The organism is Klebsiella sp. X1-16S-Nf21 (assembly GCF_002837615.1).
Classification (GTDB): domain Bacteria; phylum Pseudomonadota; class Gammaproteobacteria; order Enterobacterales; family Enterobacteriaceae; genus Klebsiella; species Klebsiella variicola.
Map to the genome: position 1 here is coordinate 231089 of NZ_PJDK01000001.1, position 18135 is coordinate 249223.

Here is an 18135-nt window from a genome sequence, read left to right on the forward strand (position 1 = left end):
CGGCCTCTTAGTGCTTGTCCAGCCACGCGCCGTAGAACGACGGACGACCGACGGCCTCGAAGCTGACGCCTTTGACCCACGGCGCGCCGGCGAATACCTGCGGCTCTTCGAAAATGGGGATCACATAGGCGTTATCGATCAGATAGCGCTGGGCGTCACCGGTTAACTGCAAGCGCTGCTGCGGCTCTACCGCCGCGGAGATGCCGGTCAGCAGGTCATTCAGCTTATCATCGCGGAAGTGCTGCACTTTATCGCTGGAGCCGCCTTTCTGCAGCAGCGCATCGCGGTTGTTGGGGAAGAACATACTTTTCACCACATCCGGGTCGGCGCGGCCCACTTCTGAGACGGTGAGCGGGGTTTTCTGCGGGTCAAGATTGTCCAGCGTACGGCTACCGGCATCCCCGGCTTTGACGGTCAACGCCACACCTACCTGGCGCCACTGCTGGGCGATCAGCTGCAGCACTTCCTTATTCTGCGGCTGCGGGAGCGACTCATAGACCGTCAGCGCCAGCCGCTGGCCGTCTTTACTGCGAATACCGTCGGCGTCGGGCTTCCAGCCGGCGTCGTCCAGCAACTGTCGGGCTTTGGCCTGGTCGAAGGTCAGTTTATCGCTCAGATTGACATAGCCGGCGGCGGAGCTGGCCAGTACGGAGGTCGCTTGCGGGTAGTTAGCGGAGAATAGCGTCTCCACCACCTGTTTGGCGTTGGTGGCATGGAGCAGGGCCTGGCGCACCCGCAGGTCGGCGACCAGTGGGTTATCCGGGCGGAAGCTCAGGCTGTCGTTGACCCCGCGGGTAGGGGCGGCGTAGACCTTAAATCCCTGATCGGTCGCCTGCTTTTCATCGTAGGCCTGCACCTGGCGAATAAAGCCCGCCTGACCCGCCAGCAGCGCGCCGATGCGCACGCTGTCTTCCGGGGTCACAATATAGGTGATGCCGTCGAGGTTAGCGGGCCCCTGCTGGGCACTGTTTTTCGGCCCCCACTGATAGTCCTTGCGCGCCACCAGCGTCAGCTCGCGGCCTGGCTTTTCATCCTGCACCACAAAGGGCCCGGAGCCGATAATATGCCGGGCATCGCCCAGCTCTTCAAAATTGCGCTGCAGGGTGCTGAGTGATACCAGACCGGAGCCGATGGTGGCGGTTCCCTGCAGGAAGCCCGGCGACGGTTTGTTGAAGTAAAATTTCACCGTCAGCGGGTCGATCACTTCGCTGCGCTGGTAGTTATTGATGACCTCCGAGACGGGCAGGCGATGGGCTTTATCTCCCAGACCATAGGTGTCGAAGTTTTTAGCCACGGCGGCGGCGTCAAGCGGCGTGCTGTCCGAGAAGGTGACCCCTTTGCGCAGGTGGAAAGTGTACTCGGTTTTATCGGCATTGCTGGTCCAGCTCTCGGCAATCCACGGCTCAATCTCCAGCGTTTTCGGGTTCTGCCAGGTGAGCTTGTCGGTTATCTGATTGAGAATACCGCCATTCGGATAAAAGCCGCCGGCGGGCGGATAGAGATTGGTGTGCGGTTGCTGCTCCAGATAAATTAAGGTGCCGCCTTTAACCGGCGTGTCGGCGGCCCAGACGGAAAAGGCGCCGGAGAGAAACAGGGCGGCCAGCGCGGGCAGGCGAAAATGACGATGCATGGTGAATTCCTTTGTTATCTATTGTGTTGCCATCATCGGGCGCGGCTAAAAACAAAGGAACCAAGGAATTGCGCTAAGCATTTGCGGAAATTGGATTTACTTCGCGAGTGGGAAGCGTGGGGCAAGCGCCTCTCCCGGGCGGGAGAGGCGTTGGTGATTAGCTGCGCAGATCGATAACCATACGGCCGCGGATCTGACCCTGCTCCATCTCTTTAAAGATGGCGTTGATATCTTCCAGCGGGCGCAGGGTAACTTTCGGCACCACTTTACCTTCGGCGGCAAACTGGAAGGCTTCCACCAGGTCCTGACGAGTACCGACCAGCGAACCGACCACCTCGATGCCGTCGAGCACCAGACGTGGAATATCGAGGCTCATCGCCTCCGGCGGCAGGCCCACCGCGACCACGCGGCCACCGGCACGAACGGCATCCACCGCCGAGTTAAAGGCCGCTTTGGCCACCGCGGTCACTACGGCAGCATGCGCGCCGCCGGTTTTTTCCTGAATCACTTTCGCCGCATCTTCATTACGGGAGTTGATGGTCAGATCGGCGCCCATCGAGGCCGCCAGCTCCAGCTGCCCGTCGTTGACGTCGATAGCGATCACTTTGGCGTTAAAGACATTCTTCGCATACTGCAGCGCCAGGTTACCCAGCCCGCCGAGACCGTAGATAGCGATCCACTGACCCGGTTTGATGTGGGAGACCTTGACTGCTTTGTAGGTAGTGACGCCCGCGCAGGTGATACTGCTGGCGGCGGCGGAGTCGAGGCCGTCCGGGACTTTTACCGCGTAGTTGGCGGTGACGATGCACTCTTCCGCCATGCCGCCGTCGACGGTATAGCCGGCGTTTTTCACCGAGCGGCACAGCGTCTCATTGCCGCTGTTACAGTAATCGCAGTGGCCGCAGCCTTCGAAGAACCACGCCACGCTGGCGCGATCGCCTGGCTTCAGGGAGGTCACGCCCGGTCCGACTTTTTGCACCACCCCGATCCCTTCATGGCCGAGAATGACGCCGGTTTTATCGCCAAAATCGCCGTTTTTCACGTGCAGGTCCGTATGACACACGCCGCAGCATTCCATTTTCAACAACGCTTCACCGTATTCCAGCGGGCGCAGCGTTTTTTCCGTGACGTTAACCTGATGGTCGTGGGTAACAACAGCAGCCTTCATGCCTGTCTCCTTGTGAGGGGATTGTTTAATTTTATTAATGCAATAGTACCCAATAAGGATTAGACGCGATGGAGAAAAATACAAGGCGCTTTAGTACAGGATGTGGTTTTTTGCTACAGCGGTAGCACAAAATTCAGGCAATACCTCTAATTTTGGTAGGTAATAATAGCGTCACTGAATGGTCATGTTTTCTTCATCACCCAACTCTATCGTTTTGCGCATCAATTTCTTATAACAACAGAGTGATACAACAATGCATCTGGTAAAAACCATCCTCACTGCCGGTCTGTTTCTGTCCGCCGCCGCGCAGGCGCAGAACGTACTGGAATTCCCCCAGCCGGAAAACAACCCGGAAGAATTTTACGCCGTCACCGAGATCCCGGCAGGGGGCATCATTAAGTATGAAACCGACGCCAAAACGGGGTTTATCATCGCCGACCGCTTTCAGTCGATGCCGGTGGCTTACCCGGCGAACTACGGCTCGCTGACCCAGTCGCTGGCCGGAGATGGCGACCCGCTGGACGTGGTGTTTTACACTCGCGCGCCGATGACGCCGGGTACACTGATTAAGCTGCGGCCGATCGGTGTCCTTAAGATGATAGACGGCGGTGAGAAAGACGACAAAATCATCGCCGTGCCGGCCAGTAAAATTGACCCAACCTATGACGACATCATGACCATCACCGATCTGCCAAAAATCGAGCAGCAGCGGCTGGAGGCCTTCTTCCGGGTCTATAAAGAACTGCCAGAGGGGCGTAAAAAGGTTGAGCTGGCCGGTTTTAACGATGCCGCCGCTGCGAAGCAGGAGATCAAATCGGCCTGGGAAGCCTGGAAAGCGAAGAACCCGCAATAATATTCATCGCGGGCGCTGTCCGGCGCCCGCGGCATTCGCTTTCATGATCCCTATGCCGGCGAAATCACAGGTCACACGGCAACGCTTATCCCACCCTATTGCATCTTGACGCAGGATGAAGTTGATGGTTGTATTGTACAACCATTTCATTTTCTGGACCCGCCGCCATGCCTGATACCCCCTTAATCCAACAGATTCGTACCGCCTCGCGGTTAATGGTGCGCGAGCTGGGCTTTATGAGCACCACGCTGGCCGCCACCCATTATTCACCTTCGGCGGTGCACACCCTGCTTGAGGTATCGATGAGGGGGGAGATGACGGCCGCGCAGCTGGTCACGTTGCTGGGACTGGAAAAATCAAGCGTCAGCCGGATGGTCTCTCGTCTGCTGGCGGCCGGTGAGCTGGAGGAGCGTCCTTGCGCGGAGGATGCGCGCGCGAAATCACTCGCCCTGACGGCAAAGGGGCACGATACGGTGGCGAAAATTAACGCCTGGGGTACCCGTCAGGTGGTGGAGGCGTTAGACCATCTGGATGAGACGCAGCAGCACACTGTCGCCACTGGACTGGCGGCCTATGCCCGGGCGCTGGCGCAGTGTCGGGATAGCGCGCTCGCGGATACGGCTCCGCAAATTTCGCTGATGACCGGCTACCAGCCGGGGATGATCGGCCGGATAGCCCAGATGCACGGGGAATATTACGCCCGTCATCATGGCTTTGGCGCTTTTTTTGAAGGCAAGGTCGCCAGCGGCGTAGCGGAATTTGCCACCCGGCTTTCCTCCCCGGCCAACCAGATCTGGCTGGCGATCCGCGAAGGGAAAATCGTCGGTTCGCTGGCTATCGATGGCGAGGACCTCGGCCAGCAGGAGGCGCATCTGCGCTGGTTTATTCTCGACGACAGCTGCCGGGGAAGCGGCATCGGCAGGCGTCTGCTCAGCGAGGCGATGACTTTCTGCGATAGTCGCCAGTTTAGCGCGGTGCAGCTGTGGACCTTTAAAGGGCTGGACGCGGCCCGCAAACTGTATGAATCCTTTGGCTTCACGTTAACCCGCGAATGGCAGGGAGAGCAGTGGGGAAAGGTAATGACCGAGCAGCAATTTACCCGGTCCGGAAACACCGGCTAAGGGTGTTGCGCCCTAGCCGGTGGGGGGACATGGAGATTACGTCAGCTGGTTAAGCAGGCGGGCAATCTCCTCTTGCCACTGTGCCTGCAGTGACGGCTTTTGATGTTTTGGCTTGCGGGCCATATCGTCAGCCAGCCATTGCTCCAGGTCAATCAGCCGCGCCAGCAGCGCCTCCTCATCATCGTCAGCCCCGGCGGGCGTACTTTGTAAAGCGAGTCGACTGTCTGGGGCGGGCGCCACGGCCTGCAGACGGGCATAGACCTCCTCCAGGCTGTGCCATTCCGTTAACCCGGCGTTGTCGATCAGCCAGAAGCGGTTACAGCTTTCACTAATCAGCTGGCGGTCATGACTGACCAGCAGCACGCCGCCGGGGTAATCGCGCAGCGTCTGCGCCAGCGCCGCTTTACCCTCCATATCAAGATGGTTGGTGGGTTCATCCAGCAGCAGCAGACTGTAGCGCGCCAGCGAGAGGCCAACAAACAGTAGCCGCGACCGCTCGCCGCCGCTGAGGGTGCTGACCTTCTGGCTATGTCTCGCCCAGCCAAACCCGGCGGCGATCAGCGCCCGTTTACGGGTGTCGGCCGACGGGGCGAACGGCGTCAGCGCGTCGAGCAGGCTGGCATCGTCCGGTAACTGCTCCAGCGTCTGGTCATAGTAGCCGGGGTGCAGCCGGGGATGCAGGCGCAGCCCCGGGAGTGGCGATGCGTCGTTCATCTGCTGCCACAGCAGGCGCAGCAGGGACGATTTACCGCCGCCGTTGCGTCCCATGATGGCCACGCGATCGCCACTGCGCAGGCGCGCCACGCCGATGGTGAAGAGGGATGGCAGGCCCGGCGCGGGCGCGACGGGCAGGGTGTCCATCTCCAGCAGGCGGTCAGCCGGCAGGGCGTCCCCCTGCAATGACAGACGCCACGGCGGGCCGACGCTGAGCTCGGTTTGCTCGTCTTTCAGGCGGGCGACCTGCTTCTCCATCTGTTTGGCTTTGCGGGCGAGGTCTTCGTTGTCATAGACGCGACCCCAGGTGGCCAACCGCCGGGCGCTGGCGCTGACCCGGTCGATCTCCTTTTGCTCGGCCTTATGGCGCAGCGCGGCACTTTCATCCTGCTCCTGCAGTGCCTGACGGGCAGCGCTGCAGGGCAAGGCGAAGCTGTGCAGCGTCTGGTCGCGGAGGATCCAGCTGGCATTAGTTACAGCATCCAGTAAGGTGTTGTCGTGTGACACCAGCACGAAGCTCCCCTGCCAGGTTTGCAGGAAGCTTTCCAGCCACAGCAGGGTCGGCAGATCGAGATGGTTGCCGGGCTCATCCAACAGCAGCAGGTCAGGCTGGCGGATCAGCGCTCGGGCCAGCAGCAGGCGCGTGTGCTGGCCACCGCTCAGGGTAGTGGTTTGCTGCTCCATCACCGCCGGGGTAAAGCCCATCTGCGCCAGCAGGCGTTCGGCCAGCCAGCGCTGCGCTTTCCGTACATCGGCGGGTAACGGGGCCAGCACGGCCTGCAACAGCGACTGCGAACGCAGCGCCTCCGGCAGATGCTGTTCAACGCGGGCCATCAGACACTGACCGGCGAGTGAGACGCTGCCCGAGGTGGGCGCGAGGGTGCCGTCCAGCACCTGCAACAGGGTGCTTTTGCCGCAACCGTTATGGCCGATGAGACCGATACGGTCGCCTTTCTTCAGGGTGAAGGAGAGGGTGTTAAACAGCGGCCCAAAGGCAGTCTCCACGTGGAGCGCATGGGCAGTTAGTAATGTACTCATAGTCAACTTACTCAAGAGTTACAGGCATGCAAATGCCTCGTCAAAACTCGCTGACGATAACCCGGTAAGCCGGAGAGAAGGGATTGCGTGAAGTGTCTTCGCTCAAGCCATAGTTATCGCAGCACGATACCGATAACGCTTGAGCTGGCGCAATTGCCTAAGGCATGTGAAACAATAAACATTTCACAATACAGCATGGGGGGCCTCCTTTTTTATTCAGTCAGTGGGTGGGTGCTGGCAGTGTAGTGGGGAAAGGCTAGCGACGCCAGTGACAAAACTGGCAGGGGGCCCCGCCAGCTTTCACCTGCGCCGTCTTTGTCTACGATGCCGGGTTGGCGCTGAGGGCTTATGTGTTTGCCAGAACATGGTTGCAGAACCATTTTTTTGCTGGCTCATTTACGGTGCCTCCACAGGGATGGTGGCGATCGGGCGGGCAATCATGATTGCCGTTTCACTGAGCGCATTCAGATCGCTTACCTGAGTACACTGGCGGGCCATGACCTGCGGATCGCCGTCCGGAAACCAGCCCTCATTGAATGACAGGGTGTAAAACTGGGTATGCCGCTTGACTTCACAGCGCCAGGCGCGGCCAAGATTGTTTCTGTCGATAAGCCAGCGGGGATCTTTCGCTTCAACAAAAATTTCATATTTAGAGGGTTGAATGACATGTCGATCTGAATTCGTTTTGCTCCAGAAAATGGCACTGTAATAAACGTTGTGTTTACCGTACTGAATACTGGCATCTCGTCCGGGGGTAACCTCCGGATGGAGGAAAATAACTATCCCGGCGGCAATCAGTACCATCAGCGGTAATATAGGATGCTGTATCGGCCGCCAGGGGATTTTACGTACCGCCAACAGCCAGACCAGGGTAATAATAAACACGTAGAGCAGGGCGAAGAAAAATTTACTCGGTTCATAGATAACGACATCCACCAGATCGCCGGTGGCGGGCTGATACTGTTCCGCCCGCGGGGTGAGCATCCACATATCACCGCTGAAGAGGCACATTCCGGTGATGATGGCGATACCGCCGATAAGAAACAAGACAATACGGATCAGAATCGCATTCGCTTTATTCGCGCCAGGGGTTAATTTTTGCATTTCACATTCCGTTGTGAAGAGTTGAGAGGAGACTATTTTGCACAGTAGAGGACATACGGAAAATGCTATCCGTTTTATATTTTTACGATGAATGAATATGGGCGAAAAAGGCGTTTCTGTGGCGGGAGATATTATTTTGGCGTTATTAATAACCGGACCGATATATCGGCCCGGTGAGCGTGATTAAATCGAGGTGCGGCGATAATTGCGATATTCCGGCAGCCAGAAATTATCGCTAATGGCCTGCAGCAGCGCTTCAGCGGAGGTTTTCACCGCCACGCCTTGCTCCTGCGCCACCTTGCCGACCGCGAAGGCAATTGCCCGTGAGACGGTCTGGATATCCTTCAGCTCCGGCAGCACCGGACCTTCGCCGTTGTTCACCAGCGGCGAGTGTTTCGCCAGGGTTTCACTGGCGGCCATCAGCATCTCGTCGGTGACCCGCGACGCGCCGGAAGCAATCACCCCCAGACCAATCCCCGGGAAGATATAGGAGTTATTGCATTGCGCGATGGCGTACTGCTTGCCTTTCAGGGTGACCGGGGCAAACGGGCTGCCGGTGGCGACCAGCGCCTCGCCGTCGGTCCAGCTCAGGATATTCTGCGGCGTCGCTTCCACCCGTGAGGTCGGGTTAGAGAGCGGCATCACGATTGGCCGCGGGCAGTGCTTGTGCATCTCGCGGATAATCTCTTCCGTGAACAGCCCCGGCTGACCCGAGACGCCGATCAGAATGTTCGGCTTCACGTTACGCACCACGTCCAGCAGGGACAGCACATCGTTAGTGGTATCCCAGCCCTGCAGATGCTCACGCTTCTGCACCAGCTTGTTCTGGAACGGCAGCAGGTTAGGCATGCCGTCGGTTAACAAGCCGAAGCGGTCAACCATGAACACGCGCTGGCGGGCCTCTTCTTCGCTAACGCCTTCGCGGACGATCTGGGCGATAATCTGCTCGGCGATACCGCAGCCGGCGGAACCCGCACCGAGGAAGACGATTTTCTGCTCGCTGAGCTGGCTACCGGCGCCGCGGCTGGCGGCGATCAGCGTCCCGACGGTGACCGCCGCGGTGCCCTGAATATCGTCATTAAACGAGCAGATTTCATTGCGATAGCGGTTGAGCAGCGGCATGGCGTTCTTCTGCGCAAAGTCTTCAAACTGCAGCAGAACGTCCGGCCAGCGGGCCTTAATCGCCTGGATCACGTCGTCAACGAACTGATAATACTCGTCGTCGGTAATGCGCGGATGGCGCCAGCCCATATACAGCGGATCGTCGAGCAGCTGCTGGTTGTTTGTTCCGACGTCCAGCACGATGGGCAGGGTATAAGCCGGGCTGATGCCGCCGCAGGTGGTGTACAGCGACAGCTTGCCGATCGGGATCCCCATCCCGCCGATCCCCTGGTCGCCGAGGCCGAGAATACGCTCGCCATCGGTGACCACAATCACTTTCACGTTATGGTTCGGGACGTTCTGCAGGATGTCGTCAAGGTTATGGCGATTCTGGTAAGAGATGAAGACGCCGCGGGCGCGACGGTAAATCTCGGAGAAACGTTCGCAGGCGGCGCCCACCGTCGGGGTATAGATAACCGGCATCATCTCTTCGAGATGGTTGCCGATCAGGCGATAAAACAGGGTTTCGTTGGTGTCCTGGATGTTACGCAGGTAGATGTGTTTGTCGATTTCAGTTTTGAATCCCTGATACTGGATCCAGGCGCGTTCCGCTTGCTCTTCGATGGTTTCAACCACTTCCGGCAGCAGGCCAAGAAGGTTGAAATTGCTGCGCTCTTCCAGACTGAAGGCGCTGCCCTTGTTGAGCAGGGGGAATTCAAGCAGAACGGGACCCGCGTAAGGGATGTACAGGGAACGGTTTTTCTTATGAGTAAATTGCATCGCACTAACTCCTTGATCATGACCACAGTCCCGGCGCGGCGATAAGCGAGGGCGGGTGGAAAGCAGCGGGCAGAGTATAGAGCAGATGGTCGTCAAGCGGGTAAACAAGCAATCAATTGCCATAAAAAAACACCATCCTGGCAACAGGACGGTGTTGTTTATCATCACTCAGACTGAAAATTAACCACCGCGGCGTTTGCGGCCGGTAGCATGGATGTGGTTGAGGGTGGTTTCTTCATCGCCTTCCAGCACCACTTTTTTCTGCTGGGAAAGCTTATAGTTCAGACCGAGAAGATGACGTGCCTGATGGTTCGATTTCATTCTGACTCCTTTATCCTGTTCTGGTTTCAAGGGCAAACCCGGTGGTGACCGGATGAAATGTAACCCAAAGTCGGCCGCACGTTTTTTGTGCGACCTCAGCTAGGGTGGTCCATTTTCAGGGCAATAGCAACCTTCGCGCGCCAGATTAAGAACAGTCTCCCTCACGCGCCGCCGGGATCACCACTTCATCTCGCCGGTGTTAACTTTGGCGCTTAACTCCAGCGAGCTGGTCTCCGCCAGGCCCGGCCACTGCGTCTCCATGGCCTTGATCACCCCGGCCGAATCCTGATGCGTCTTCAGCGCCTGCTCAAACTGCTGGAGATACGTTTTTGTGAAGCGCACCGCGCTGTCTCCCTCCGGCGGGGTGCCGAGGTAATGACCAGGGATCACCCGCTGCGGGTGCAGGGCGATCATCTGGTCCAGCGTGTGGCGCCATTGCTGGCGACTGGCCGATGTCTGGGTGTCGGCGGTCCAGAGATGCATGCCCCACGCCACGCCTGTGCCGCCGAGGATCGTTTTGTTCGCCCGGATCCAGACGAACGCCGCGTAGTCATGCGGCTGCATGATCGTTACTTTCTCACCGTCGATGGTAAAGCTGTTGGCCTTCAGCGCCTGCGGAACGTACACCTGTGTCGGCGCGCCATCTTTCATTTGCGGGCCCCAGTACGCCAGTTTGGCCGCTTTGGTGGCTTCAATATGTTTGACGACCTCCGGCGTGGCGACCACTTCCGCCTGCGGGAAGGCTTTCATCAGCGGTTCAAGACCAAAATAGAAATCCGGATCGCCAGAGGTGATCACAATCCGCGTGAGCGGCTTGCCGTTTTTCTTGATCATGTCTACCAGCTTTTCGCCGTCTTTGACGCTGAACTGCGCGTCAAACAGCACTGCTTCGTGCGGGCCGGAAACGAGAGTGGAGTTAACGGCAAAGATGCCCTTTTCCTGCGGATTGTAGGTTTGCAGCGTCAGAGGCGCCGCGAAGATCGAACCGCTGAACAGGGCGGTGGCAACAGCAAGAGCAGATAATTTCATGATGTGTTCTCAGTAACAGGTGAATGCGTTCCATTGTACGGATTTCGCTATTTGATAGAATTCCTGAAATAAGAGATGCTGAGTTTCATAAATCGTGCAGATGAAGGGGGCATGATGGACAGGGTGATTGCTGCTCAGGTATACCTGCGCATCTGCGAGCTGGGAAGTCTCAGCGCCGCGGCGCGGGCGCTGGGGATGTCGCGTCCGATGGTCAGTCGCTATCTGGAGCAGATGGAGAACTGGGCTGGCGCCCGGCTGATCCATCGTTCCACCCGCCGGCTGACCCTGACGCCGGCGGGGGAAAAAGTGTTGCTTAAGACCCGCGGGTTGACGCGGATCGCCGATGAAATCGCCGGCGAGCGCCAGCGGGCCGACCCCAGCGGCACACTGCGCGTCGCCTGCGCGCACTTCACGGCAATGCAGCTGATCTCTCCGCTGCTGCCGGACTTCCTCGCTCGCTATCCGCAGTTGCGCCTGGAGCTGGATATCAATAACCATCCGGTCAGCCTGATCGGCGAGCGCATCGACGTGGCCATTCGCATTACCGACAACCCCGAGCCCGGGGCGATCGCTCGCCGCCTCGGGCTGTGTCGTTCGCTCCTCTGTGCCGCACCGCGCTGGCTCCAGCAGCATGGCCCGCTGGCGACGCTTGACGATCTGCAACAGCATAACTGTCTGTTATACAGCCACTTTGCCGGCCAGCGCTGGCAGTTCAGCGATGCGCAGGGGCAGGAGGCGTCGGTGGCGGTGAGCGGCAATCTGAGCGCGGGGATCTCTTCTCTGCTGCTGGAGGCGGCGGTCGCCGGGTGCGGCATTGCGATGCTCCCCGAACTGGAGGCGCGGAGCGCGTTGGCCAGCGGGGCGCTGGAGGTGGTGCTCCCTGACTGGACGCCGAAGGCGCTGAGCGTCTATGGCATCTATCTTTCCCGCGACTATCAGCCCGATGGGCTACCGCTGTTTCTGGATGCGCTGCAGCGACGTCTGGGGGAGATTGCCGCCGGGGCCTGAACATGGGCGTTGCGTTCAGCGGCAACACCGGCGGGCGGTGGCCCTGCCGGTGAGCTGACGATGAGACTTACTCGTTGCCCCATTGATTAAGGAAGTTGGCGATATCGTCAATTCGGCGTTCATCAATGGCCGCTTCGCGGGCCATCTCCTGCTGCGCCTCTTCATCGATCTCTTCGTTATTCATCAGCCGCTCAATCAGCAGTTGAAAATAGCGCGCCAGCGCATCGCGTTCCGTCTCTTTAACCGGGGAGGCCGCTTCGGTCTCGTACTCGTCCACGATGTCATAAAATTTCAGGGGGATCTCATTACTCATCAGTTGTCCTCAGGGTCAGCGCACAGCGGCGGGCGGATATCATAGCATGCAGCCGGCTAAACACGCTGCGGGAGAGGAAAAATCGCCACACAGGGGCTGCGCGGCGATCGTGTTGGGGAGGGACCGGCATAACGCCGGCCCGCTTATCGGCCCGGAGGCGACGGATTTAGACCACGCCGTCCCCGCCGTCAGAACACCACACCTGACCGGAGGTATAGGAGCAGGCGTCTGATGCCAGGGTGACGTACAGCGGGGCGATCTCGACCGGCTGCCCCGGGCGGCCCATCGGTGTGTCTTTGCCGAACTGTTTCACTTTCTCGTCCGGCTGGCCGCCGCTGGATTGCAGCACCGTCCAGTAAGGGCCTGGCGCCACGGCGTTGACGCGAATGCCTCGTTTCGCCACCTGCTTGGCCAGCGATTTGGTAAAGATCGCCAGGCAGGCTTTGGTCTGGGCATAATCGAGCAGGATCGGGCTGGGTTTATAGGCCTGCACCGAGGTGGTATTGATGATTGCGCTCCCGGCCTGAAGATGGGGCAGCGCCGCGCGAGTGATCCAGAACGGCGCGTAGACATTGGTTTTAAAGGTGGCGTCAAAGTCTTCGGTGGTGAGCTCCTCGAGCGTCTCGCAGTATTGCTGACGTCCGGCGTTATTGACCAGGATGCTCAGGCCTCCCAGTTGTTCCACCGCGTCGGCCACCAGCGACTGACAGAAGGACTCGGAGCGAATATCCCCCGGCAGGGCCACTGCCGTGCGACCTTCGGCTTTGATCAGCGCGATGACTTCATCGGCATCCTCTTGCTCCTCCGGCAGATAGCTTATGGCGACATCGGCCCCTTCGCGGGCAAAGGCGATCGCCACCGCGCGGCCAATGCCGGAGTCGCCGCCGGTAATTAACGCTTTCTTACCCGCCAGCCGCCCGGTGCCGGTGTAGCTGGTTTCCCCGTGGTCCGGTGACGGCTCCATCTCCGCATCCAGACCCGGCGGGGTTTGTTCTTGCTCCGGGAACTCCGGACGGGGAGCCGTCTCTTCTGGCAACATGGAGGTGGGTAATTTTTTCATTGGCGGTTTTTCATCTTGCATAGTCATCTCCTTCAGACAGAACGGGCCAGACCTAAGGATAGGTCAGCTTCACCCCAGGCCAGGCAGCGCCAGAGGATCATCTATCTTGTTTAACAGGCAAAATAGGGGCTTTATTTGACTTTAACCGGCTGATCCTTGGCGAATTTCGTTGTATGTCGCTGCGTTATTATTGGTGGTGTTAAATTAGGATTATTCCATTCTTAATTTGCGGCTCGGGGCTATTTTACCGGGCGGGCTAAATGACGGTATGCTTTTTTAAAGGCGAAGGGGTGTGTATTGTGAAAAAATAGTTTTTTGCACCTATGGATGGTTGATGAACTACTTCATTGTGAGTATTTTTATGACGGTGATGTCTGGCTGAAGAAAAAAATAAATAACATCTATCATTTTCATTTTTTTACAAAAGCGTCGAGGGGAAAAGTTTCACGATAGAAAATGGTGATAACCTAAGGCGAATAAGTGAGTTACAATGTATTTATTTTTACTGCCGCTTCGTTATTTATTTTTTATTTGCCATTTGGCGTGGATAAAAGCCTGGCGTTAATTTGACTCCTGCGAGCATTCCTCTAGTGTTAGATATTGAGGGCGATGATTTGTAACAGGGTCATTTTCCATTTACCAACCGAGATCGAGTAAACCTAAAAGGTGAAATTATGGCAGAGCATAGAGGCGGTTCAGGTAACTTTGCAGAAGATCGTGAAAAAGCATCCGAAGCCGGGCGTAAAGGCGGACAGCACAGCGGCGGGAACTTTAAAAATGATCCTGAACGTGCATCCGAAGCCGGTAAAAAGGGTGGTAAGAACAGTCATGGCGGTGGTCGTAAAGCCGGTGACAGTTAATGACTGAAGCCTGAGGCGCTTTAAAAAGGGCGCCGAAACAAAAACCTGTGGGCCTGCCGGTCCGCAGGTTTCTGTTTATATGGGCTGGTAATAATAAATCTGGTCGGATACTCGTATTTATTTATCGGCAATACGCGAAGAGTAAATGAATCGGCAACATGCTGGTTAACGGTTAAGTATTTATAAGATAGCAGGTAATAAAAATGAAACTGACACCGGCATTGATTAAACGTTGCCATCTTGTGGCCGCCGTGATGTGGGTCATTCTGGCAATACCATCGTTAATCTGGTGGAAAAACAGCGTCCTGTGGGTCATTCTCATTAGCATCTATGCGAATATCGTTGGGCATTTATCCGGATATAGTGCAGCGCGAGCGGATCAGGCGGCGGAAGAGAATGAAGATCCCACATCCAAATAAAGGATTGGTTATCAGAGGTATTTATGACGGATATTGAAAATTACCATAACTGGCTGCGCGATGCACATGCGATGGAAAAACAGGCCGAAGTGATATTAATCGCCGCAATCAGAAGGAGTGAGAACTATCCGCCACTGCGCACGCGTCTTGAACAACATCTCTATGAAACCCGCCGGCAATTATCGTCTCTGCAGGATATCATTGCCCGTAATCATATTTCCCGCTCCGCGCTGCAGGATGCGATGAGCCGGGTCGCCGCATTGGGCCAGTCCATTGGGATGATGCTGCCCGGCGATGAGGTTATTAAAGTCATTATCACGGCCTATGTTTTTGCGCAATTCGAGGTCGCCTGCTATACCGCCTTATTGACGGCGGCGAAACGGGTGGGCGACCACCATGCCATCCACGCCCTGGAGGCGATGCTGGCGGAGGAGCGAGGCATGGCTGACTGGCTGCTTCATCATCAGCCGACGATCGTCGGGCAATTTCTGCATCGTGCCGATCTGCCTGGCGTTGAGGCCGGAAAATAAGCCGCCGGAGAAAAACTATGGTTAAACGCCACACGATCGCGCTCCATGCTGTCGAGGAACAGGTTCCTCTGAAATTAACCGCCAGACAGCAGGCTCTGGTGGACGCGGTGGCGAATCGGGCGCCTTCAGCGGAACACGCTACCGTATCGCCTGTCGCCAAACCCCGGCCGACGGCGAGGGGCGGACGTAAACCGCGCTGAATCTGCTGGCGAGTGACGGGCCACCCGTCAGGGTGAATAAGCAAGGTGATAGTGATGCAACGGGAACAGTGGTTTCACAGAGCGGTCATTTATCAGGTTGATAGTTCACTGTTTTATGACGCTAACGGTGACGGCTACGGCGATCTCGCCGGTATTCGCCAAAAGCTACATTACATTCGCAGCCTCGGGGCGACGGTGCTCTGGCTGACGCCTTTCTATCTCACCCCTCTGCAGGATGATGGCTATGATATCAGCGACCATCTGCAGCCCGATCCGCGCTTTGGCACCATCGCCGACGTGATTGAGCTGATTGCCCGCGCCCGGGAGCTGGGGCTGCGGGTGATTGTTGAGCTGGTTATCCAGCACACTTCCGCCCAGCACCCGTGGTTTCAGGCGGCGCGACGCGATCCCCGGTCGCCGTGGCGGCCATACTATCTTTGGGCCGACAGGCCGCCGGAGAAGGACGATCCCCCCATGTTTCCCGGCGTCGAGGAGAGCGTCTGGCGCTGGGACGAACAGGCCGGGCAATACTATCGCCACATGTTTTATCGTCATGAGCCGGATCTGAATCTTGCTCATCCGCCGGTGATCGCTGAAATCGAAAACATCATCACCTTCTGGCTGCAGGCGGGCGTGTCAGGTTTTCGCCTCGATGCCGCGTCGCATCTGGTGAAACAGGCCGGGAAGGGCGACGAGGCGCGCGGCTACCCGCTGCTGAACCATCTCCGGCAGGTCGTTCAGCGCCTCAATCCCGAGGCGATACTGCTGGGTGAAGTGGACGTTGCGGTAGAAGATTACCGCCATTACTTCGGTCACAGCGATCGGCTGCAGATGGTGCTCAATTTCTGGCTTAACAAATATCTCTACCTCAGTCTGGCGCAGCAGCGCGCCGCCCCGGTGGTAAAAGCCCTGCAGGCGATGGTGACCCCGCCGGACGGGTGCTGCTTCGTCAACTGGCTGCGTAACCATGATGAACTGGATCTCGAGGGGATCGGCGAACGCAATAAACGCCAGGTTATCCGCACCTTTGCCCCTGATAAATCCATGTCCGTTTACCAGCGTGGCGTACGCCGGCGACTGGCGCCGATGCTGGATGGCGATACCCGGCGCATGGCGCTGGCCCATGCGATCCTGCTGGCGCTGCCCGGCGTGCCGGTGATGCGCTATGGCGACGAGATTGGCATGGGAGACGATCTGAGCTTACCGGAGCGCTACGCGGTCAGAACGCCGATGCAGTGGTCGGCGGCGCCCAACGGCGGCTTTTCCCGGGCGGCGCGGGACGATCTGCCGGTAAAACCGATAGCCAGCGGGCGGTGGCGTTACCAGCGGATCAATGTCGAAGCAGCGCTGCGCCACCCCCGATCGCTGCTGAACCGGGTGCGCAATATGGTGCTGGCGCGGGCGGAATATACCGAGCCGGGCTCCATTCCTTTCGCCATCCTCGCGGTGAAGCCTGCTGCGGTACTGGGCCTGTGCTATCGCAGCAAATCGCGGGAAGTGCTGATGCTGGCGAACTGCAGCCAGCAGGCGGTAGAGGTCCTGCTCCCGCCGCTGTCCGAGGGCTACTGGAGCCCAATTCTGGAAGATAAGCTCTATCAGGATGGGCTACACGGCGGGAAAGATGCGCGGCTGGCGCTTTCCGGGTATGGGTACCGCTGGTTCAGCCGGAGCCTGGATTAACGCCGTTTCCCGGAACGACGGAACAACGCCCGCAGAGCCATCGTCGCCACCGCTACCCCGACGCCGGCAGCCACTTTTCCCGGGAGATCGGCGCTAATGGTCACCGCTTTACGCCGTGCGCCATCGTTAAAGGGGCCGTGTCCGGGGTGATTGCCGCGTACCGGCGTGAACAGGTCGTCCTGATGCTCTGCCGGCTTCGGCTGGCCGGTAAACTGTCCCTCCCACGCCTTTTTCACCATCAGCCGATCGAGCAGGCGAGGAAAGAAGACCTGACCGAGGATCGACTGGATGGTGCTTTTCCCGACCCACAGTTCGTTGACCGGACGCTGGATGACGCTGTAGATAGCTTCGGCGGCCACTTCCGGCTGATAGACCGGCGGCACCGGCTGCATGGCCTGATCCATTTTATTCCGCGCCCAGCCAAACTGGGCGGTGTTCATCCCCGGCAGCTGGACCATGGTCAACTGGATGTGGCTTTTCTCGTGCATCAGTTCGGTACGCACGGCATCGGTAAAGCCGCGGATCGCCGCCTTGGCTCCACAGTAGGCCGATTGCAGGGGAATCGACCGCCAGGCCAGCGCCGAGCCGGCCTGAATAATCACTCCCCGATCCCGGGGCGCCATCACCTCCAGCGCCGCGCGGGTGCCATTGACATAGCCGAGATAGGTCACCTCCGTCACCCGGCGAAATTCCTCCTCGCTCATCTGACGAAAGGGGGCTAGCACGGTGGTCATGGCGTTGTTGATCCAAACGTCTATCGCGCCAAGTGTGGCTTCCACCTCGGCGGCGGCGCGCTGCAGCGCCCCGGCATCGGCGACGTCGGCGCTAATGGCCAGCGTTTTAATGCCAAATCGTTCGCAGGCCTGCTGGGCTTCCTGCAGACCCGTCTCATCTCGGGCGATCAGCGCCACGTGGTATCCTGCGCGGGCGAAACGCAGCGCGGTGGCTTTGCCCGCCCCCGCGGTTCCCCCGGTAATTACCATCACAGACATAGAGACCTCATTTTTTTTGGCTGGCGCAATATTAACTGCACAGATCGGTTAATTATTCATCACAAATGACAATGACGGGGTGGGAAATATCCTGGAATATACGCAGTGTGAATCAGACGACATATCCGGATGATGCTGGCTGGATCGTGCCTGCATCGGCGAGGACGTTCTATAATCTGTTAGAACCCTGTCAACCCGCGAGGAGGAAAAATGG

General features: G+C 58.1%; 19 protein-coding genes. 9 read left to right on the forward strand and 10 right to left on the reverse strand.

Annotated features, from left to right (window positions below; genetic code table 11):
• Positions 1 to 7 precede the first annotated feature (7 nt).
• Together CW267_RS01230 and adhP are read right to left on the reverse strand one after the other, a co-directional pair.
• Positions 8 to 1630, reverse strand: a complete 1623-nt coding sequence (locus CW267_RS01230) for a TIGR04028 family ABC transporter substrate-binding protein (RefSeq protein ID WP_046619983.1) — start codon at positions 1628 to 1630, stop codon at positions 8 to 10.
• Between the two features lie 157 nt (positions 1631 to 1787).
• Positions 1788 to 2798 carry an alcohol dehydrogenase AdhP gene (gene adhP / locus CW267_RS01235; protein ID WP_002906221.1) on the reverse strand — a complete coding sequence of 337 codons (1011 nt, stop codon included), beginning with the start codon at positions 2796 to 2798 and terminating at the stop codon, positions 1788 to 1790.
• A 253-nt stretch (positions 2799 to 3051) separates the two neighbouring features.
• Here adhP and CW267_RS01240 point away from each other — a divergent pair, with 253 nt between their 5' ends.
• Both CW267_RS01240 and CW267_RS31630 read left to right on the forward strand, forming a co-directional pair.
• Positions 3052 to 3651 (forward strand): inorganic diphosphatase, encoded by a 600-nt coding sequence (locus tag CW267_RS01240; protein WP_032733099.1) that lies wholly within the window; start codon positions 3052 to 3054, stop codon positions 3649 to 3651.
• A 167-nt stretch (positions 3652 to 3818) separates the two neighbouring features.
• The gene (locus CW267_RS31630) at positions 3819 to 4772 is read left to right on the forward strand and encodes a helix-turn-helix domain-containing GNAT family N-acetyltransferase (protein ID WP_032735712.1); all 954 of its coding nucleotides are present in this window, start codon (positions 3819 to 3821) and stop codon (positions 4770 to 4772) included.
• A gap of 36 nt (positions 4773 to 4808) precedes the next feature.
• Here CW267_RS31630 and CW267_RS01250 read toward each other — a convergent pair whose 3' ends face one another.
• From CW267_RS01250 to CW267_RS01260, 3 genes are all read right to left on the reverse strand, one after another.
• The gene (locus tag CW267_RS01250; RefSeq protein ID WP_100780996.1) at positions 4809 to 6524 is read right to left on the reverse strand and encodes an ABC-F family ATP-binding cassette domain-containing protein; all 1716 of its coding nucleotides are present in this window, start codon (positions 6522 to 6524) and stop codon (positions 4809 to 4811) included.
• A 396-nt stretch (positions 6525 to 6920) separates the two neighbouring features.
• Positions 6921 to 7628: a hypothetical protein gene (locus tag CW267_RS01255; protein ID WP_032735708.1), complete on the reverse strand. Its 708-nt coding sequence runs from the start codon at positions 7626 to 7628 to the stop codon at positions 6921 to 6923.
• A 183-nt stretch (positions 7629 to 7811) separates the two neighbouring features.
• On the reverse strand, positions 7812 to 9509 hold the full coding sequence (locus CW267_RS01260) for an NAD-dependent malic enzyme (RefSeq protein WP_008804752.1): 1698 nt from the start codon (positions 9507 to 9509) through the stop codon (positions 7812 to 7814).
• 55 nt (positions 9510 to 9564) lie between these two features.
• Between CW267_RS01260 and CW267_RS30260 the strand changes: the two genes are divergently transcribed.
• Positions 9565 to 9693 (forward strand): hypothetical protein, encoded by a 129-nt coding sequence (locus CW267_RS30260; protein ID WP_046619973.1) that lies wholly within the window; start codon positions 9565 to 9567, stop codon positions 9691 to 9693.
• Here CW267_RS30260 and sra read toward each other — a convergent pair.
• The gene (gene sra / locus CW267_RS01265) at positions 9690 to 9830 is read right to left on the reverse strand and encodes a stationary-phase-induced ribosome-associated protein (RefSeq protein WP_012541615.1); all 141 of its coding nucleotides are present in this window, start codon (positions 9828 to 9830) and stop codon (positions 9690 to 9692) included. The genes CW267_RS30260 and sra overlap by 4 nt on opposite strands.
• A gap of 177 nt (positions 9831 to 10007) precedes the next feature.
• Positions 10008 to 10859 (reverse strand): Vmh family MBL fold metallo-hydrolase, encoded by an 852-nt coding sequence (locus CW267_RS01270; RefSeq protein ID WP_008804753.1) that lies wholly within the window; start codon positions 10857 to 10859, stop codon positions 10008 to 10010.
• Positions 10860 to 10973: 114 nt separating this feature from the next.
• Here CW267_RS01270 and CW267_RS01275 point away from each other — a divergent pair, with 114 nt between their 5' ends.
• On the forward strand, positions 10974 to 11867 hold the full coding sequence (locus tag CW267_RS01275) for a LysR family transcriptional regulator (RefSeq protein ID WP_012968123.1): 894 nt from the start codon (positions 10974 to 10976) through the stop codon (positions 11865 to 11867).
• Positions 11868 to 11934: 67 nt separating this feature from the next.
• Here the strand turns inward: CW267_RS01275 and CW267_RS01280 are convergent, their stop codons facing one another.
• Together CW267_RS01280 and CW267_RS01285 are read right to left on the reverse strand one after the other, a co-directional pair.
• Positions 11935 to 12180 (reverse strand): DUF2543 family protein, encoded by a 246-nt coding sequence (locus CW267_RS01280; protein ID WP_008804755.1) that lies wholly within the window; start codon positions 12178 to 12180, stop codon positions 11935 to 11937.
• 166 nt (positions 12181 to 12346) lie between these two features.
• A complete protein-coding gene (locus CW267_RS01285) occupies positions 12347 to 13261 on the reverse strand; it encodes an SDR family oxidoreductase (RefSeq protein ID WP_008804756.1) in 915 nt (304 codons plus the stop codon).
• A gap of 653 nt (positions 13262 to 13914) precedes the next feature.
• Between CW267_RS01285 and CW267_RS01290 the strand changes: the two genes are divergently transcribed.
• From CW267_RS01290 to CW267_RS01310, 5 genes are all read left to right on the forward strand, one after another.
• Positions 13915 to 14100: a general stress protein gene (locus CW267_RS01290; protein ID WP_008804757.1), complete on the forward strand. Its 186-nt coding sequence runs from the start codon at positions 13915 to 13917 to the stop codon at positions 14098 to 14100.
• Between the two features lie 203 nt (positions 14101 to 14303).
• Positions 14304 to 14519 (forward strand): hypothetical protein, encoded by a 216-nt coding sequence (locus CW267_RS01295; RefSeq protein ID WP_008804758.1) that lies wholly within the window; start codon positions 14304 to 14306, stop codon positions 14517 to 14519.
• Positions 14520 to 14542: 23 nt separating this feature from the next.
• A complete protein-coding gene (locus CW267_RS01300; RefSeq protein WP_012968125.1) occupies positions 14543 to 15049 on the forward strand; it encodes a ferritin-like domain-containing protein in 507 nt (168 codons plus the stop codon).
• 17 nt (positions 15050 to 15066) lie between these two features.
• Entirely contained in the window at positions 15067 to 15249 is a 183-nt protein-coding gene (locus CW267_RS01305) for a hypothetical protein (RefSeq protein WP_012968126.1), read from the forward strand.
• A 54-nt stretch (positions 15250 to 15303) separates the two neighbouring features.
• Positions 15304 to 16929 (forward strand): alpha-amylase family protein, encoded by a 1626-nt coding sequence (locus tag CW267_RS01310; RefSeq protein ID WP_100780997.1) that lies wholly within the window; start codon positions 15304 to 15306, stop codon positions 16927 to 16929.
• On the opposite strand, the gene CW267_RS01315 is transcribed toward CW267_RS01310, so the two are convergent.
• A complete protein-coding gene (locus CW267_RS01315; protein WP_012968128.1) occupies positions 16926 to 17921 on the reverse strand; it encodes an SDR family oxidoreductase in 996 nt (331 codons plus the stop codon). The genes CW267_RS01310 and CW267_RS01315 overlap by 4 nt on opposite strands.
• Positions 17922 to 18135 lie beyond the last annotated feature (214 nt).

What these genes read in the sequence shown, in the direction of transcription:
- CW267_RS01230 (WP_046619983.1), bottom strand. Translation starts at nt 1,630, where the DNA reads ATGCATCGTCATTTTCGCCTGCCCGCGCTGGCCGCCCTGTTTCTCTCC.
- adhP (WP_002906221.1), bottom strand. Translation starts at nt 2,798, where the DNA reads ATGAAGGCTGCTGTTGTTACCCACGACCATCAGGTTAACGTCACGGAA.
- CW267_RS01240 (WP_032733099.1), top strand. Translation starts at nt 3,052, where the DNA reads ATGCATCTGGTAAAAACCATCCTCACTGCCGGTCTGTTTCTGTCCGCC.
- CW267_RS31630 (WP_032735712.1), top strand. Translation starts at nt 3,819, where the DNA reads ATGCCTGATACCCCCTTAATCCAACAGATTCGTACCGCCTCGCGGTTA.
- CW267_RS01250 (WP_100780996.1), bottom strand. Translation starts at nt 6,524, where the DNA reads ATGAGTACATTACTAACTGCCCATGCGCTCCACGTGGAGACTGCCTTT.
- CW267_RS01255 (WP_032735708.1), bottom strand. Translation starts at nt 7,628, where the DNA reads ATGCAAAAATTAACCCCTGGCGCGAATAAAGCGAATGCGATTCTGATC.
- CW267_RS01260 (WP_008804752.1), bottom strand. Translation starts at nt 9,509, where the DNA reads ATGCAATTTACTCATAAGAAAAACCGTTCCCTGTACATCCCTTACGCG.
- sra (WP_012541615.1), bottom strand. Translation starts at nt 9,830, where the DNA reads ATGAAATCGAACCATCAGGCACGTCATCTTCTCGGTCTGAACTATAAG.
- CW267_RS01270 (WP_008804753.1), bottom strand. Translation starts at nt 10,859, where the DNA reads ATGAAATTATCTGCTCTTGCTGTTGCCACCGCCCTGTTCAGCGGTTCG.
- CW267_RS01275 (WP_012968123.1), top strand. Translation starts at nt 10,974, where the DNA reads ATGGACAGGGTGATTGCTGCTCAGGTATACCTGCGCATCTGCGAGCTG.
- CW267_RS01280 (WP_008804755.1), bottom strand. Translation starts at nt 12,180, where the DNA reads ATGAGTAATGAGATCCCCCTGAAATTTTATGACATCGTGGACGAGTAC.
- CW267_RS01285 (WP_008804756.1), bottom strand. Translation starts at nt 13,261, where the DNA reads ATGCAAGATGAAAAACCGCCAATGAAAAAATTACCCACCTCCATGTTG.
- CW267_RS01290 (WP_008804757.1), top strand. Translation starts at nt 13,915, where the DNA reads ATGGCAGAGCATAGAGGCGGTTCAGGTAACTTTGCAGAAGATCGTGAA.
- CW267_RS01295 (WP_008804758.1), top strand. Translation starts at nt 14,304, where the DNA reads ATGAAACTGACACCGGCATTGATTAAACGTTGCCATCTTGTGGCCGCC.
- CW267_RS01300 (WP_012968125.1), top strand. Translation starts at nt 14,543, where the DNA reads ATGACGGATATTGAAAATTACCATAACTGGCTGCGCGATGCACATGCG.
- CW267_RS01305 (WP_012968126.1), top strand. Translation starts at nt 15,067, where the DNA reads ATGGTTAAACGCCACACGATCGCGCTCCATGCTGTCGAGGAACAGGTT.
- CW267_RS01310 (WP_100780997.1), top strand. Translation starts at nt 15,304, where the DNA reads ATGCAACGGGAACAGTGGTTTCACAGAGCGGTCATTTATCAGGTTGAT.
- CW267_RS01315 (WP_012968128.1), bottom strand. Translation starts at nt 17,921, where the DNA reads ATGTCTGTGATGGTAATTACCGGGGGAACCGCGGGGGCGGGCAAAGCC.